We start from the raw sequence: 17,121 nt of genomic DNA on the forward strand, positions 1-17,121 counted from the left end.
GATTTAGCGTGAACTAACAATAAATCTTTCCTGCACTATGTTTTTTTTGTGGTATCTTTTTGTTTTTATTAATGGTGCTTATTGGTGAAGGGATGAAGCTTTCGTTAATTAAGGTTATTGTTGTATCTGCTTTACTATCTGGGTGTGCGCAAAGAACGCTTAATATTAGTGATGAAAATGGTGTGGTTGTTGGTGAATGTGTCGCTGGGTTTGATTGGCATTTTTATGGCTTAGATGACTCTATTGATTACATGCTTTATGAGTGTGCAAAAAGCGCTTTGGCAAAAGGGTTCACAATCGATGAGCCACGATTATTAACGCTGGACTTTTCTCTCCCTCAATTGCCTGAAGGTCTTTCATGGAATAGAAAGAGGGCGATGGCTCAGTTTCATGAAGGAAACATAACCGAAAGAAAGTTAGGTTATATTTTAGCAAGTATAGAAAACGATTATACGAAGATTGCTTGGTCTGCTGAAGATGACTTGGCCAGTGGAAAAATCACTGAGCAGCAGTACAAAGTAATAATAGATCAGGCTAAACTCGTGTGGCTTGGAGAATAATGTAGATCGTGAATTGTTAACGTTAGAACGTCACTTATATTTTGTGCAAACTGGGCCTGTAATGGGTTCGGATGATGGTAGACTTAAGCGACTTATTAAAATGAAGAGTAAACCATGAGTAATAACAACGAAATACAGTTGTCTGATATAGAAGTAGCTACCCAGAAAGTGGTTGACCGTCAACTAGAAGCTTATAATAATCGAGATATTGAAGCATTTGCTGCGACCTATCATGATGATGTTGAAATTCATGAATTCCCTGGTGGTTTGCGCTTTAAAGGTAAAGAGACATTAATAACCACGTATGGGCCTAAGTTTGCCAGTTTAAAACGTTTACATGCAGTGTCGCTAACCCGTATCGTAAATAACAACATATTGGTTGATCATGAGTTGGCTGAATCGTGCAGTGAAGATCCTAAGGTAGTTGACCGCAGCATACGCGTTATTGCATCTTATGAAGTGATTGATGGCTTGATAAAGCGCGTGGTCTTTATGTAAAACATATCTTCGCCTACGGAGAAGTTATGTCTATGCGATATGAGCTGACAACGCTGTTTGCTTTTTCTCGCTTGGTTTACAGGCAAACAGCCCATATTTCATATTTTAACTGCTCGGTGTTTAGCTTTTGAGCAGTTAAACTTTAAAAAGAAAAAAATCGGTAATGTTATGTTTTTTGTTTATACTTTTCACCGCATTTAACGACTACTGTACAGTACATTAACAGGGGGGGGCTTATACCGCTGATCTCTCATCATTTTATAGCTTAATAATGGCTGTAAAATAGCGTGTGTAATGAACGCTAACTTACAGAATAACTGCAATATAATCACAAGTTTAATCTCCTTGAAACTTACATAAACAGTTCTATTACAAGCATCGAAAATATGCAAAATGTACTCATTTGTACCGAGTGTCTTTGTAAGCTAATCTTGCGCTCCTTTTTGTTTTTTACCCTCTGGAAATTCAATTTAATGTCACGCAGTACAGGTTATATAGTTAAATTAATTGGCGCGTCTTTTCTCACTTCATCGACTGCTTTTGCTGCCTCAACTGAGCTTGATGTGCTTAAACAACAAATTGCTCAGCTAGAGAAGCAAGTTTCTGATATCGAAAAAGGTAGAACGGGCTTAGATGAAGCAAGGTCACAAGGAGTAAAGGTTGGAGGAGCGATACGGTTTAATTACAGTATGACTTCTTATGATGAGGACGCTGAAAATCGAGGAGGGGATATTGACTTTGATTTGGTGCGCTTTAATTTTTCTGGTGATGTGGCGGACATTGGTATTAATGCTGAAATTCGCTTTTTAGATTATATGCGTGTTGTTAAATATGCCTATATTGATCATGAATTTGCGTCAAACTGGGAAGCTCAACTTGGGCTAGCACCTGTGCCATTTGGTAACACGCCACATGGCTCACATTCTTATTTTATGAGTCCTAATTATTTTGTCGGTCTTGAAGAGGATTATGATTTAGGGCTGGTATTTAATAGACAACTGCATGATAACTGGCGTCTTGATCTTGGTTTTTTCAAAAATGATGACCACGGGGGCATCGATGGTGGCGCACAAGACAGAGAAGACAGATATTCAGTCGACATAGTCGGCGTTCGTTCACAAAATGAGGGATTGTTTGATGCGCCAAACCAAAAACTAGCGGAATATAATACCTTTGTTGGGCGCTATGCCTACCAGTTTGATCATCAATTGAGTAATACGCAAGTCGGATTTTCACTGCTGCACGGTGGTTTGCATAATGGGGTAACCAGTGAAGGCAATTATAAGGCTTGGGCGGTACATATATCGAGTCAAATTAAGCAATGGCACTTGCATTTTCAGCACACACAATATGAATATCAATTAGGTGATGTGCAGCAAATTGCCATTGGTGCCAATGCTATGTATGACACCATTGCTGCTGGTGCATCGTCTACAAATTTTGGTGTTGCATATGATCTTAAAGTGAATATTGGGCCGATCACCGAGCTTAATTTGTATAATGATTTTGGTATTGTTTACGATAAGGTCGATGAGACCAGTAATACGTGGATGAATATAACGGGTGCTTCGGTATCTGCGGGCGCGGTGTTTGCGTATATTGATTTAGTCCATGCGAAAAACCAACCATTTGTTGGTGGCTCAATAGCTGGTAACAGTGATGATTTTGAGCGGCGTTTTAATATTAATGTTGGCTATTATTTTTAGTCAGCATTGTGCATAACTTGTAGAAATAGAAAGCCGCTTTAGATTAATGAAGCGGCTTTTGTCGTTTTCGGGTGATATTAACTCAATAACCTCAGGTTTGGATAAGGGTTTTGGAATAGAAAATGTTTTGAAAAAAACTTAACCATAATCCAATGATGATATTTTGCTCATTATCAAGGTGCTTTTATGCAGTAATAGCGGGCTATTACAAATGAAAGCAACGCCGAGAGTGAGAAAAATAGCTTTATTGGGCAAATTCGCTTATCCAGAGCTGAGGTTAAATAGTTTATAAAGACTCATGTGGCCCAAATACTTCATATAAAATGCGGGCTGGTGCAACACCCAGCGACAGTAACTGCGCTTTCATTGCCGCCATAAAGGGGGTTGGGCCGCATAAATAAAACTCTCCATTAGTGAGAGGTAGTGTGAGCGGGGTTAAATCAATACGGCCCTGATGATATTGACTTGGACCTTGTTCGTACCATATGTCTGCTTGAATATTGGGGGTGCTGTTTGTAAGCGCATTAACGCGGTTTGCAAAGCTGTGCTCGGTACTATCGATACACGCGTGGAGAAACTGCGTTTTTACGTCCGGTTTTGACGCTGCAATAGACTCTAGCATAGCCATCATTGGTGTAATGCCGACACCGGCACTGATGAGCACTTTAGGTGAGTTGCTTTGTTGCAGCATAAAATCACCAGCTGGGGGGCTCAGCTCTACGACATCTCCAACGTTTAAGCTGTGCATATGCCCAGAGACCAAGCCTTGTTTTTTTACGCTTATGCGATAGCCCTTATCTTGCTGAACGCCAGAGAGTGAATATTGACGTATTTGGGTATTGTCGCATCCTTTGGGTTTAACATGTACGCTAATGTATTGCCCAGCTTGAAAGCCAACCACAGGTTTATTGTCGGCTGAACGCAAGTAAAAGCTCTTTACTTTGACCGACTCTTGGACAATCTCATTAATAACGAATGTTCTAGTATTACGCCAGCCACCTTGTTTACTCTCTGTGGTTTTATAAATGCCTTCTTCTTGTGTAATAAATACATCTGCTAGCAATGCATAAGCGTCACGCCAAGCTTGCTCTATATCAGGAGTAAACTCAGTCGGTGCTAACTCTTTCAGAGTTTCAATAAGGTGTGTTCCCACAATGTCATAGTGGTGTGGCTGAATGTTTAAACTGGCATGTTTATGATTGATCCGTTCAACGGCAGCAGCAAGCACAGGTAAGTTGTCTATATGTGTTGCATAGGCTGCCAAAGCGTTGAATAAAGCAAAGTGCTGTTTTCCACTTTGTTGATTACTCATGTTAAAAATATCTTTAAGCTCAGGGTTATGTGTAAACATGCGGTCATAAAAATGTGCGGTGACAGCAGTGCCTGCGTTAGAGAGTAAAGGAATTGTACTTTTGACAAGGGCAATGGTGTTGTTTGATAGCATTGAGTTCTCCAATTGGAAATAAGTTAACCACGACGTCCGTCAACACGTTTTTGTGTTAAGACGTTAAAATAAGAAAGACTGAATAGGGTAAAGGCAGCAGCCCATAGTACTGCGCTGCTGAACCACGCTAGATGTGGGCCAATAAAATGCGGTAACAAAGCACGTATCACTGCACCACAAGCAAGTAACATGAAGGCGACAGACATAGTGTGGCCGGCATTCAGTGCTCGACCTGTATGACCCAGTGAAACGCGCGCGATCATGGCTAAAATAGTTAAGCCAATTCCGCCTAACGTAATGAGGTGAAGCGCATCTGTAAAACGTATAATGGCAATGAAAAAGCTGAGCCCGCAGAGCAATAACCCGATAGCAGCGAGTAGGTAGCCTAGATGTAAAGACCAGAGCAGGGGGACATAGCGTATATCTGGGTTGAACCACAGTCCACTGCGTAGCAAATGAATTGTAGCTCCAAGCACGATAAGGTAGCCTGGATTGAGGGCCACACTGAATAATTGACTCAATGCAAACCCACACATACCCAACACGCTAACAACGCGTAGCGCTTTATCGAGACGAGGTGTGCGTACCTGATGGTCTAGTTTGAGCCCTCTGGCGGTAAAAAAGGGAATAACTCGACCACCAACCATTCCAATCAATAACATAAATCCAAGCACGGCAAGTTGGCTAAAGGTGCGTGCACTCGCAAAGTTGCCTTGAGCACTAAGTAGTAAAAACAGCACGTTAAAAACACACAAAGCGGTTAAGACTGCGATAAATGGGTAATTATTCTTTGATTTTGCACCGAACAGCATGTTGCTTAAGCACACGATAGCACTCAGCCAAAAAGCCAATTGCCCGAGGATGACAAGGGGTAGAAGGTGAGGATACAAAATAAAAATAAGGCGAGTTGCAGCCCAAATAAACACCAATGCCATTAGTTTTGCACCAGACAGCGTGGGGATATTGGTCCAGGTTTGTGCCGCTGTGAGTAAAAAGCCGACAGCGATAGCGCCTGCAAAGGCGAATATCATTTCATGGGCATGCCATAGCGTAGCAGGGAGAGTTGTTTGCCATTGAAAGTCGCCGCTTAGGACCATAACCCAAACACTTATAGCGATGACACTCCAGATGCTGGCGAGTAAGAAAAAGGGTCTGAATGGCATCATAAATACAGGCCACTGCGCGATTTGATACCATTTGTAGTGTGTCAAAATCGGCTCTTCTAGGTTCAATGGCCTCATTAACGCACCTCCATATTGAGCTGATATTGGCAAACACAGCGCAGCACATAACTCAACTTGAATAGTCCTGCGAGTACAATGCTACTGATATGGCTGACGACTTGTGCTGGTAAAGTCAGGTGATGCGCCAGTGGATAGCTCATAAGCACGCTGACAATAAAAAGGAATAAAAAGGTTGCAAGTGCAGTATTTGAATAACGTAAGTGTTGATGCGATAAGGTCATAATAGTCACCAGGCTATGAGTAGGTTAATTCTCTTATTGCAGATGCTGTGCCAAATAAAAATATCAATTTAATCAGCTGCTTGGGTTTTATCTATTTACATTGAAAGTCATTTTGACCTACTATTTGTGTGATATAAAACAACATAAAGGTCAATTTGACATGGATCAAAGAGCACTCTCTCAACTTTTAACGTTTAGCGCCTTGTTAACTAAAGCGCTGCCAAAGCATACAGAGCAAAACTTGAATCAGTTTTACAGTGGAGCAGTACAAGCTCTGAAAACATGCGTGAGTGCCGATGCCGTTGCGCTGTTGCTGCACCAAAATGGGGCTCTGGTGCCAGTTGCCATAGAAGGGTTGACTCGAGAGGCTTTTGGTAGGCGTTTTGTGATAAACGATCATCCTCGCTTATTTGCAATAAGTGAGAGCAATACGCCGGTTATTTTTGATGAACATAGCACTTTGCCGGATCCATATGACGGTTTATTGTTAGCACAAGAAGGCGATATTCCCGTGCATGCTTGTATGGGAATACCTCTGTATCATCAGCAAGAGCTGCAAGGCGTGTTAACGTTAGATAGCTTAACTCCTGGTATATTTAAGCAATACTCCATGCCATTTTTGCAAACCATTAACGATATTTTTGCTGAGCATTTAACTGTGGCACTTAATTGTGAAAAGTTACTGCGTAAGGCCCGCCATGGCGATGCTTTAGTTTCAGAGCTAAGTCAAACAAGCCATGAAATGATTGGTGACAGTGCACTTATGGTCTCGCTCAAAAGTGATATTGAGCTAGTTGCAAGCTCTGATTTTACCGTATTAGTATTAGGAGAAACCGGGACGGGGAAGGAGTTAGTTGCGCGCAATATTCACGGCGCTTCGCGCCGCGCAAAACAAGTATTTGTACAGGTTAATTGTGCATCGCTACCGGAAAACTTGGCTGAAAGTGAGTTTTTTGGCCACCGTAAGGGATCATTTACCGGCGCTGACAAACACCGAGATGGTAAATTTTTACTGGCCGATGGAGGCACTTTGTTTCTTGATGAAATAGGAGAGCTGCCATTACATATTCAAAGTAAATTATTACGGGTGCTACAAAGTGGAGAAATTCAACCGGTAGGCGCTGATAGAACTCAGCAGGTAAACGTACGTATTGTAGCCGCCACAAATCGGGATCTAAAAGCTGAGGTTGAAGCTGGCCGGTTTCGTGCTGATTTGTATCATAGGCTAAGTGTGTACCCTCTAATAGTGCCTCCGTTAAGAGCCAGACACCATGATATTCCCCTTTTAGCAGGCTTTTTTATTGAGCAAGTACGGAAAAAGTTAGGGATCACACAGCTTACTTTGAGCACGCAATTACAAGAGACGCTATGTGGGTACGATTGGCCAGGTAACATTCGAGAACTAGAGCATGTGATCAGCCGCAGTGCGCTCAAAGCAAAGCAGGCGCAGTGGCAACAACAGATTGTTAGAATTGAATTGGAACATAGTGAGCTAAACCAAGAATATGAGACGATAACCCCAAAAGCTTCGACTCAAGTGATGAATGACTATGATGTCCCTTTTAAAGAATTAGTTGATAATTTTCAAAAGTTACACATTATTGAAATGCTTAAAAAGCACCAACTGAATTGGGCAGCGACAGCGCGGGCATTGCAAATGGATAGAGCAAACCTTGTTCGGTTGGCTAAGCGTTTGGGTATAGAAATCACTAAAAAATTATAACGTGCTGAATTATATCGGCTTTTTATATTTTTGGTGGTGATCTATCGAAGACATAAAACATTACGAAAAAGGTATTGGTATTAGTACTCGTATTAGCAATGAAAATAAGTCTCAATAATGTTATAAGTTGTTTATTTTAAAAGGATATATTAAAAAAATTATTAGTTTTAAATTATCTTGATTCGTGCATATTTTGGACTAGGGTTAGAGGGCAAGTAACTTTTAACTAGGGGGCCCTATGCAGGGTAACAAGAAAGTCCTTTCAGTATTAAACCAAATGCTGACGTTTGAACTGACTTCGATTAATCAGTATTTTCTTCATGCTCGTATGTATAAGAACTGGGGCCTAGAAGAACTAAATGAAAAGGCCTATAAAAAATCGATTAAAGACATGAAGCAGGCTGATGAACTGATTGAACGAATTTTATTTCTGGAAGGTCTGCCGAATCTACAGCATTTAGAAAAGCTGCGTATAGGTGAGCATACTGAAGAAATGCTGGCGTGTGATATGGCATTTGAGTTAGAGCAAGTGCCTGCGCTGAAAGATGCCATTGCGCTATGCGAAGCTGAGCAAGACTTTATTAGCCGAGATTTATTGGAAGACCTACTTGAGTATGAAGAAGAGTATGTCGATTGGTTAGAGACACAACAGTTCTTGATTAAAAATACAGGTATTGAGAACTACCTACAATCACAAATTGAGGAGTAACGTATGCAAGGCAGTAAAAAGATTATTGACCTATTGAATAAGCAGCTGACCTTAGAGTTAACCTCAATGGATCAGTATTTAGCACATTCGAAAATTTATGAAGATTGGGGCCTTGAAAAGCTGGGCCAAAAACTAGCTCATGAATTTGATGAAGAGCTTGATCATGCAAAAGCGATTATAGAGCGTATCCTGTTTTTGGAAGGCCAGCCCGATACGGCTTCGCGTGAAGCCATTCACGTTGGCGACAATGTACAGCAAATGCTCGAAAACGATTTAGCAGCGGAAATGACCGTAGCTGCTAGCTTAGTGAATCTTATCACTGAGTGCGAGAAGGAAAAAGATTATGTCACACGCGAGATTTTAGAGACCTTGCTTGATGACACGGAAACAGATCATATTTATTGGTTAGAGCAGCACTTAGGGCTTATTAAGCTCATTGGTTTGCAAAACTACATTCAAAGCCAGATGAATGGTGACGCTGCTACTTAGTGTTAATTAATATTTGTTTAAAAGGCTGCATCTGCAGCCTTTTTCTTTTTTGCAACCTTGAAATTTAGCTAAGCGCAATTACCTCAGAGTTATAATCTATCGGCGTTTTTCAATGTTTACCTGTTCAGGTTTGATTTCGTTTCCTCTCGTTGACACCTGCATCACTTCGTTACGTTTATATATTAACTCACTTGCCTCGTTATACTGCGACGATTTTGGGTTTGTACCTGACTACGACTGTGAGCAATAAAGGTTGTAATTTGTGTATGTAACGCTATTATGAAAACGAACGTTCGTACTTTTTAGTGGGTGGCATGAATAAAGGCAAACATACAAAGCAACAAATTCTAGCGACGGCACTCAATGTGGCGACAGCAACCAGTTTAAATGACTTAACCATTGGCGGACTTGCAACCGTAACAGGTATGTCAAAGTCAGGCCTATTTGGTCATTTTAATTCAAAAGAAAACTTGCAATTAGAGGTACTTGAGTATGCACAAACGATTTTTATTGAATCTGTAATTGTGCCGACCAATCAGGTAAAGCCAGCTTTAGATAAATTACTGCTAACGATAGAGTGTTGGCTTGATTGGTACCAGTCACAGGGTAATAGTTGCATTTTTGTTGCGGCATCCGTGGAGTTTGATGATCAACCCGGAGTGGTTAGAGACTTAGTGAAAAAACGCCTTCAGAAGTGGTTAGCGTACTTAACTGGAATGGTAGAGCAGGCGATTGATGAGGGGTCGATGCGTGGGGATGCGAAGCAAATTGTTTTTGAATTGTACTCTTTATATTTAGGCTCTGAGCATATGGCTTGGGTTGGCTTTGAAGATGCTCAGCATTCACGTTTTAAATTAGCTTTAAAATCACTAATTAGTCGCCATCAACATAATTAACGAGAAGAGTCAGTAATGAGTAGTAAAATATATTTTTCAGAGCGTGATAGTGGTCGCAGCGTCAGGTTTTATACGGTTCGTGCTATATCTAAATTAGCCAATAAAATTGCACCAAAAATTGCACACAAATATACTCAAAGAGTGCTGATGACACCTGTTCGTCACAATAGCACGCAACCAGTCCCCTCGCATTTTAAGTCTGCAACAGTAGAAAGTTCGCTGGGAAGAATACATGTTATTAGCACAGGTGAAGGGCCTACTGTGTTGTTTACACATGGCTGGTCTGGCAGTGCCAGTCAATTTTACCCACTGATGGATCATATTGCGCAGCTTGGTTTTAAAGTGGTGGCATTTGATCATTATGGGCACGGTAAAAGTGCAGGCGAGCAAGCCAACTTACCAAAATTTATTCGAGCATTGGATGTTGTGTCCTCTTCATTGCATGAACCAATTAAAGCGATTGTTAGCCATTCAATGGGAAGTATTGCAGCTTTAAATATTGGGGCTTATACAACGCAACATATATTAATCGCGCCACCCTTTGATTTTTATACTGGATTTAAATCCAGAATTTTATCGACAGGTTTACCTGAGTCTTTATTTTCTGGGGTTTTAGCCGCAATAGAACATGAACATAACATGGAATTTACTGCGTTACTACCAGAGCAGCATGTGGGTAAACATGAAAAAATCAGTATTATTCATGATAAAGAAGACAAATTTGCGGAGCATAAATTAGCACTTCAGCAGGCCCAGTTGCATGAACATGTTGATATATTATCCACAGAAGGTTTAGGCCATGGGCGAATACTTAAGTCGTCGCAGGTATTTGAGCTGGTGGCAACACAACTAGTGTCTCATTAACTAACACAAATTAATTTACTTTATAGGCTCTACAATTTGACGGAAATAAGCTATTTTTAAGTATTGAAAATATATAGCTAACTATGGACTATGAATGAAAAAATCAACGCTGTGGCTGGTATTATTGACACTGCTACTTAGTTCTCATTTTGGTTTGGCAGACACGAAAAAAACAATAAGAATATATCATGACTCAGATTACTCTAACCATAAAGAGTCAGCACTGGCAATGAAAATGGGCTTTATGACAGCGCTTGCCCGGGTAGGCCATCAGGTACAAGGGTTTGAGATTGAATTTGTTGAAAAAGACCATAGAGGTAATAGCAACCGCAGCTTGTTGCATATGCGGCAGTTTTTGAAAGACCCTGAGGCATTGTTGATGTTGGGCGGCTTACATTCGCCTCCTTACATAAAGAATCGCACTTATATTAATGAAAATGAAATCTTATTATTGGTGCCTTGGGCTGCGGGTGGCCCAGTTACCCGTTACCCAAGTGAGAGTAATTGGGTATTTCGTGTATCGATTGATGACACGAAGGCGGGCTATAAAATGGCGAACTTTGCAGTGAACGATTTGGCTTGCAAAGCTCCCCATATGTTACTAGAACGCACGCCATGGGGTGAGTCAAATGAAAAGACAATGCGCAAAGCGTTGGCTGGTAAGGCTATAAAAGAAGAAGCGTTAAAAGTTACCTGGTTTAATTGGAATACACAGTTAAATCGTAGCAAGATTATTTTAAGAGACATTGTTAATTCCTCAGCGGATTGTATTTTGTTTGTTGGCAATGCGCTTGAAGGACAATACTTTGTTAAGGCGATGGCAAGTCTGCCTGCCAATCTTCGGCTGCCGTTTGTCAGTCATTGGGGGATCACAGGTGGTAACTTCTATCATGAGGTTAAGAGTCAACTTGAGTCTCATGTTTCGCTAAACTTTATACAAAGCTGTTTTTCATTCAAGCATCAACCATTAACGGATGAAGCAAAGTACGCAATTAAAGAAGCTAAAGCATTATTCCCTGACCAAGCCTCAGACTTAAAAACACTAAGCGCGCCCGCTGGGTTTATACATAGTTATGATTTTGGGAAAATATTACTTGCAGCTCTGAAGCAGACGCCATTAACCGGTAATGTTAAACAAGATCGCAAGCGCCTAAAAGCGGCGTTAGAAAACCTGCAACAGCCAGTCAGCGGATTAATTAAAACGTACAAACAACCGTTTTCTCAATGGAGCGATACTAACCCTGATGCTCACGAAGCGCTTGGTCTTCGTAATATTTGTATGGCTAGCTTTGATAAATCAGGTGGGGTTGATGTCTTACCAAATGAAATGCAAGAGTCGCAATGAAAATACACAATGAGATTCAAGAGAAACTCAAATTAAGTTCCGATAAAGCCTTCTATGCGTTTTTAGCATCGAGTTTGCTGCTCTCTCTTATTGTGAGCATTTTATTGGTGGGAAGTCGGGCTGACGATACCGTAAGGGCATTACAACAACAATCCAGTAAAGTAGAGGCGGAGTTAGCCGCAAGCTATTTGAGGCAGTTTTTAGAAACCCGCCAACAAATCTTGCAAGACTTAGCGCGTCATCCCATATTGACAAATGGGGTCATGGGCACCGATTTATCTAAGGCTTCGTTGTCTGATTTTTTAGACGGGTATAAAATTCTTGGGGAGCAAGAATCTATTCGGCTGATCAATATTCTTGGTGATGTGGTATACAGTAATAGGCCGAAGCAGATGGAGCCATTTACTCACGAAGTACAGTGGCTGGCTCAAGTCTTGGATGAACGAATTGGCCATGCCATTGTGCTTGATAAAACGCAGCAAAGCTACTTTTTTAAAGTATTGGTCCCAGTCCAATATAATGGGTTTACCGAAGGGGCGTTACTTGTTGAGTTTCAAACAAGTTTACATGAAATGTTGTCGATTGCATTAGGCAACAAAACACATGCGATCAGTATAGAAGGCCCATGGGTGTCATTTTCAAATATGGAAAGTGGACAGGAATATATCAGTACTGGCTTACAGGCAATTGGTGAAACTGGCATTGAATTTGAATATTTTTCCCGTGTAAGTACTATTGATAAAAAAGTTTGGGCATTTATGTTCGATATAGGGTGGGCGATTGTGATCAGCTTATTGCTGTCCTCAGGGCTCCTCCTCATCTTTGGTCGTCAATTGCTCCTCAATCCTTTTAAACAATTAGAAAAAGCACAGCAAGAAACGGCAGAAAATGAAGCCCGCTATAAGCTTGCTGTACAAGGCAGCCATGACGGGTTGTGGGATTGGAACGTGATCACCGGCGAAGTGTACTATGCACCTCGGTACCGTCAGTTACTTGGCTATGACGATGATGATTTTGAGAGCTTTCCGAATGATTTTTCAAGCTTAGAAGCACATTTGCATCCAAGTGATAAAGACAGAGTATTAGAGCAGCTAAATAGGCATATTGAACACGGTGATCCGTACGATGTAGGGTATAAACTACGTCATGCAACAGGGGAATATAGACACTACCGTGCCAAAGGCATCGCACTGCGTGATGACATTGGGCGGGCAATTCGTATGGCAGGGTCATTAACTGACATTACAGAACAAAAACTGTTTCAAGAAGCACTAAAAAAAGCCAAAGAACATAACGATTTACTGGCACAAGCGATTGAGTCGTGCAATGTCGGTATTTGTATTTCAGATGCGACCACGGATGAACAACCTTTGGTATTTATAAACAGTGCTTTTACTCGTATTACGGGTTACGACAAACGTGTATTAGGAAAAAACTGCCGCTTTTTGCAAGGAAAAGAAACCTCAAAAGACGCGGTGGCAGAAATTCGGAATGCGCTTACACAGCGTAAAAAACATCGCGTAGAAATTCTCAATTATAAGGCTGATGGCACTGCATTTTGGAATAGCTTGCAGATCTCCCCGGTATTTGATGAAGAAGGTGCTTTGACGGCATTTGTTGGTATTCAACAAGATATTAGTGATCGAATTGAGTCTCAACAGGCATTAATTGAAGCCAAAGCAATGGCTGAAAATGCCAGCATAGCTAAAAGTGAATTTTTAGCCTCGATGAGCCATGAGATCCGAACGCCTATGAATGGGGTGCTCGGTATGCTTAATTTGCTTCTAAATAGCAATTTAACCGAGGAGCAGCATCATAGAGCACGTGTAGCGATGAGCAGTGCGAACTCGTTACTTACGCTTATCAATGATATTTTAGATTTCTCTAAAGTTGATGCTGGAAAGTTAGAACTTGAGTATTTAGATTTCGATTTACGTGGAATGTTGGGCGAGTTTGCTGAATCTGCGGCAATACAAGCACATGATAAACAGCTTGAATTGGTTTTAAATATGACCAATATTAATGAGTCTGTAGTTAAAGGCGACCCAGGGCGACTAAGACAAATACTGACCAATTTAGTCAGTAATGCCATCAAATTTACCAGCGAAGGAGAAGTGGTCATCGAGACAAGTTTATCTGACTCTGATGACGAATATTGGTTATTTGAATGTAATATTAGAGATACCGGCATTGGTATTTCGCACGTTCAGCAAAGGAAGTTGTTTAAATCTTTTTCACAAGTTGATGCGTCTACCACCAGAAAGTATGGTGGAACAGGGCTTGGGTTAGCAATCGTGAAAAAACTGTGTGAACTGATGCACGGAGATGTGTCGGTCAGCAGTGATGTGGGGCGGGGTAGTCAATTTACGTTTGCCGTTAAACTGCAAAAAAGCGCGGGGTCGTTACAAGTGATCCCGACCGTCGATGTATCAAAATTACATTTACTCATCGTTGATGATAATGACACAAACCGAGAAGTGCTACGAGGGCAATTAGAGCATTGGGGCGCTCGGGTGTCAGAAGCTGGATCTGGGGTGCAAGCACTGGCTATTTGTGAATTGTATTATGAAGCGCATAACACGTGTTTTGACATTGCTTTTTTAGATATGCAAATGCCCAGCATGGATGGGGCACAGCTAGGAAAAGCACTGGTTGCGAATCCAAGATTTAAGAACATGAAGCTCGTGATGATGACGTCTATGGGTCATCAAGGTGACGCTCGATTTTTTGCTGATTTGGGTTTTGCTGGGTACTTTCCAAAGCCAGCGACCACCTCGGACTTATTTGATGCATTGGCTATTGTAGCTGAAAATGGTGAAGCGTTAGCAAAAGCAGATCCGTTAGTAACGACGCATTATATTAAAACACTGAAGAATAAAGTGGGTGCTGAGATTGAAGACGTAGAATGGTGTCAATCAGTCAGGATATTACTAGCAGAAGATAACCAAGTGAATCAAATTGTGGCAACCAGTATGTTTAAGAAAATGGGTGTTTCGTTTATTGATGTTGCTGCCAATGGCAAAGAGGTCATTTCTTATTTAAAACAAGCGCAGCATTCAGAACCTTATAAAGTCATTTTTATGGACTGCCAAATGCCTGAAATGGATGGCTACGAGGCAACGCATGCTATTCGTCAAGGGAAAGGCGGTGCCCTTTATAAAAAAATTCCTATTATTGCCATGACGGCAAATGCCATGGTTGGCGATAAAAATAAGTGCCTTGAAGCGGGTATGGATGATTATGTGGCAAAACCAATCGTACCAGAAGTGTTATTCGAAAAAATGTTAACGTGGTTACCGCACAATAAAAAGGAGTGATAGGTAACATAAGCGGTATGTCGTTGTCGTTTTTTATGGCGTGCTGTCATTTAATTTTATTTAATCAGGCTAAGAAATCGACTTCTTTGCCTGAATGTCATGTTTATATTTCAATCACAAAAGTGATATCTATTAGTAAATAGACAGTCCTACCATAGCAAGGTTCAGCACCTGTGTTACAGTCACGGCGGTTCGTTGGTCCACACACTAAATCATATGTTTTACGCACATAAGCACCCGCGACTAGGGGAGTTGCCCTTTATCTAGTGACGCTGAAGTTGATAGTGTTTTTAAGTTTTTGTTTTTATATTAAAGTCTTATTATAATGTCATGCTATTTTTATACTGGCGGTTTTTTAGTAGAAGTTGGCTGCTTTCAAGTGGAGCTTGTTGGAGCAACTCTGTCCTTAGAGTAAATGTTTCTACCACCGCGTAAACTGGACGACTGCACTTAAATGTGTCGAAGCATCTTTTAGCTTAAATATGTGTAATAGACAGAGTGCGGTTAATTGCCGTTTCTTAATTAACTGCTGTTTGTCTTTTTTCACTACTAATAACCATCGCTCTATTATTCCTCGCATTTTTATTCTCGGTAAATGAGCGTTATCTTTTTCTGAGGTAGCTAAACTATCAAATTCATGCTCTTGATAAGCGGTCCAAGGGTATTTACATATTTGTGGGTAGGCGTAGTTTACCCAAGTATGATAAAAGGAGTGGTTGCGGACTTTTTCGACCGGCAGCGCTAGGGCATTTTCGATAACTCTATGCGAATAGAAGGGGCAAAAGTACTCTACTTTGTACTGATCTACATTTTCAAAAATAGTATCTAGATGATGGTGCTGTTCATTCAACAACAAAAATAGCTGCATGGCTTTTTCTAACCCCAAAGATTGAAACTGTCCAATGGCTTTAGAGAGATTTTCTGCCAGCTCTTTTTGTAGCTCGGCTGCGTGGTTTATCACTGATTTTGGTAAGTACCCTTGCTGTTGCGCTAAAAACTTATGAACGAGGCATTGTAAGTCGTTTGATTTAGCCGCTTGGTATACTTCATCGGTATAGTTGGTCAACCCAAGAGAGCTGTTTCCTCCATGCCCCGCCCAAGCAAGCGAGGGCCTGCTTATCCCTTTCAGAAATTTGGGATGATTCTTTGGTAATGCACATAGCACTGCTTCAAGAGAGTCTAAGTGATTATGCTCTGGGTTGAGTGTGGATAATACAATATCGTGCTCCTGCGTAAACTCAACAAGTTGTTCTTTAATCTTATTCGGGGCACGATTTAAATGCACTGCTTTTACTTTTTTGCCCATTTTTGATAATTGTGTATTAATAACTCGACTGTCGAGTCCATCCGATAATGTACTGAGCAAGGTTGTATCGGTTTTACAAGCTTTGGCGACGGTTGATTTGAATGCTTGGTCTAATCCCGTGACGGCATCACCTAGATCTAATTTTTGCTGTGCGAGTGCTTGCCAATCTAAATAGTTACGTTTGATAGGTCCACTTTTATCAAAGCTGAGCAGTTCTGCAGGTGATGCTCTGTGTACTTCGTTGTATGGCGTATGGTCAAGCAACGTGTAACCCAAAGTGGCAAGTTCACTCAGTGCGGCGCAATTTTGCGTGAGATGTATCCCGAGTTCTTTAAATAGCCCCAGTTGGGTTGAAAAGAGCAAGCCATTATTTATGTGCATGTAGTAAAATGGGCGAACAGCTAAGGGATCTGTTGCCAATATAAGCTGCTCATGCTCGGTGTTATATTGCACATAATTGAATACACCATCGCTGCGCATTAACATATCGTCTAGGTTATCTAGGTTACATGCTAGGGTTGCCAAATCATTACTGCGATTACTGGTAATGAGCGGGTGCCCGATGAGCGTTGCAACTTGCAAATCATTGTGCAACCACGCAGGTTGTTTATAGGCGTCAAAATCGTACTGTAGCATCACACCTTGATTACACGTGAATCTATTCACATCTTGGCTGGGGTAAGATTCAAAATGCCTAACTAACTTATTTACCATACTTTTTTTATCGGCCAAGGCAGAATCAAAAGAAAAATATCCAGCTAATGTTGCCATATTTATTACTCTCTAAGTGGGTGTGATG

At 41.1% G+C, this 17,121-nt stretch carries 14 protein-coding genes; 10 read left to right on the forward strand and 4 right to left on the reverse strand.

Going from position 1 to position 17,121, the window contains the following annotated elements; translation table 11 throughout:
- Positions 1-59: 59 nt before the first annotated feature.
- The 3 genes from BGP78_RS21290 (at position 60) to BGP78_RS21300 (ending at position 2,764) form a co-directional block, all read left to right on the forward strand.
- Positions 60-560 carry a hypothetical protein gene (locus tag BGP78_RS21290; RefSeq protein ID WP_259386407.1) on the forward strand — a complete coding sequence of 167 codons (501 nt, stop codon included), beginning with the start codon at positions 60-62 and terminating at the stop codon, positions 558-560.
- Positions 561-674: 114 nt separating this feature from the next.
- A complete protein-coding gene (locus BGP78_RS21295) occupies positions 675-1,058 on the forward strand; it encodes a nuclear transport factor 2 family protein (protein WP_119863275.1) in 384 nt (127 codons plus the stop codon).
- Positions 1,059-1,531: 473 nt separating this feature from the next.
- The gene (locus tag BGP78_RS21300) at positions 1,532-2,764 is read left to right on the forward strand and encodes a carbohydrate porin (RefSeq protein WP_119863276.1); all 1,233 of its coding nucleotides are present in this window, start codon (positions 1,532-1,534) and stop codon (positions 2,762-2,764) included.
- A gap of 286 nt (positions 2,765-3,050) precedes the next feature.
- On the opposite strand, the gene hmpA is transcribed toward BGP78_RS21300, so the two are convergent.
- From hmpA to BGP78_RS21315, 3 genes are read right to left on the reverse strand one after another with little or no spacing between them, the layout of a single operon-like run.
- On the reverse strand, positions 3,051-4,208 hold the full coding sequence (hmpA, locus tag BGP78_RS21305; RefSeq protein WP_119863277.1) for an NO-inducible flavohemoprotein: 1,158 nt from the start codon (positions 4,206-4,208) through the stop codon (positions 3,051-3,053).
- Between the two features lie 23 nt (positions 4,209-4,231).
- The gene (locus BGP78_RS21310) at positions 4,232-5,449 is read right to left on the reverse strand and encodes an NnrS family protein (RefSeq protein WP_119863278.1); all 1,218 of its coding nucleotides are present in this window, start codon (positions 5,447-5,449) and stop codon (positions 4,232-4,234) included.
- On the reverse strand, positions 5,449-5,673 hold the full coding sequence (locus tag BGP78_RS21315) for a hypothetical protein (protein WP_119863279.1): 225 nt from the start codon (positions 5,671-5,673) through the stop codon (positions 5,449-5,451). The genes BGP78_RS21310 and BGP78_RS21315 overlap by 1 nt, the downstream gene beginning before the upstream one ends.
- A 160-nt stretch (positions 5,674-5,833) precedes the next feature.
- Here BGP78_RS21315 and norR point away from each other — a divergent pair, with 160 nt between their 5' ends.
- From norR to BGP78_RS21350, 7 genes are all read left to right on the forward strand, one after another.
- Positions 5,834-7,396 (forward strand): nitric oxide reductase transcriptional regulator NorR, encoded by a 1,563-nt coding sequence (norR, locus tag BGP78_RS21320; protein WP_119863280.1) that lies wholly within the window; start codon positions 5,834-5,836, stop codon positions 7,394-7,396.
- A gap of 238 nt (positions 7,397-7,634) precedes the next feature.
- Positions 7,635-8,105: a bacterioferritin gene (gene bfr / locus BGP78_RS21325; RefSeq protein ID WP_119863281.1), complete on the forward strand. Its 471-nt coding sequence runs from the start codon at positions 7,635-7,637 to the stop codon at positions 8,103-8,105.
- 3 nt (positions 8,106-8,108) lie between these two features.
- Complete coding sequence (gene bfr / locus BGP78_RS21330) at positions 8,109-8,594, forward strand: bacterioferritin (protein ID WP_119863282.1); 486 nt, start codon at positions 8,109-8,111, stop codon at positions 8,592-8,594.
- Positions 8,595-8,908: 314 nt separating this feature from the next.
- Positions 8,909-9,490, forward strand: coding sequence for a TetR/AcrR family transcriptional regulator (locus tag BGP78_RS21335; protein ID WP_119863283.1), 582 nt, complete (start codon positions 8,909-8,911; stop codon positions 9,488-9,490).
- 15 nt (positions 9,491-9,505) lie between these two features.
- Positions 9,506-10,354, forward strand: coding sequence for an alpha/beta fold hydrolase (locus BGP78_RS21340; protein WP_119863284.1), 849 nt, complete (start codon positions 9,506-9,508; stop codon positions 10,352-10,354).
- A gap of 94 nt (positions 10,355-10,448) precedes the next feature.
- Positions 10,449-11,699 (forward strand): ABC transporter substrate-binding protein, encoded by a 1,251-nt coding sequence (locus tag BGP78_RS21345; RefSeq protein WP_119863285.1) that lies wholly within the window; start codon positions 10,449-10,451, stop codon positions 11,697-11,699.
- The gene (locus tag BGP78_RS21350; protein WP_119863286.1) at positions 11,696-15,016 is read left to right on the forward strand and encodes a PAS domain-containing hybrid sensor histidine kinase/response regulator; all 3,321 of its coding nucleotides are present in this window, start codon (positions 11,696-11,698) and stop codon (positions 15,014-15,016) included. The genes BGP78_RS21345 and BGP78_RS21350 overlap by 4 nt, the downstream gene beginning before the upstream one ends.
- Before the next feature lie 421 nt (positions 15,017-15,437).
- Here the strand turns inward: BGP78_RS21350 and BGP78_RS21355 are convergent, their stop codons facing one another.
- Positions 15,438-17,093: a hypothetical protein gene (locus BGP78_RS21355; RefSeq protein ID WP_119863287.1), complete on the reverse strand. Its 1,656-nt coding sequence runs from the start codon at positions 17,091-17,093 to the stop codon at positions 15,438-15,440.
- Positions 17,094-17,121: the final 28 nt, after the last annotated feature.

Origin of the sequence: Pseudoalteromonas sp. MSK9-3, from assembly GCF_003590335.1 — a bacterium.
GTDB lineage: Bacteria > Pseudomonadota > Gammaproteobacteria > Enterobacterales > Alteromonadaceae > Pseudoalteromonas.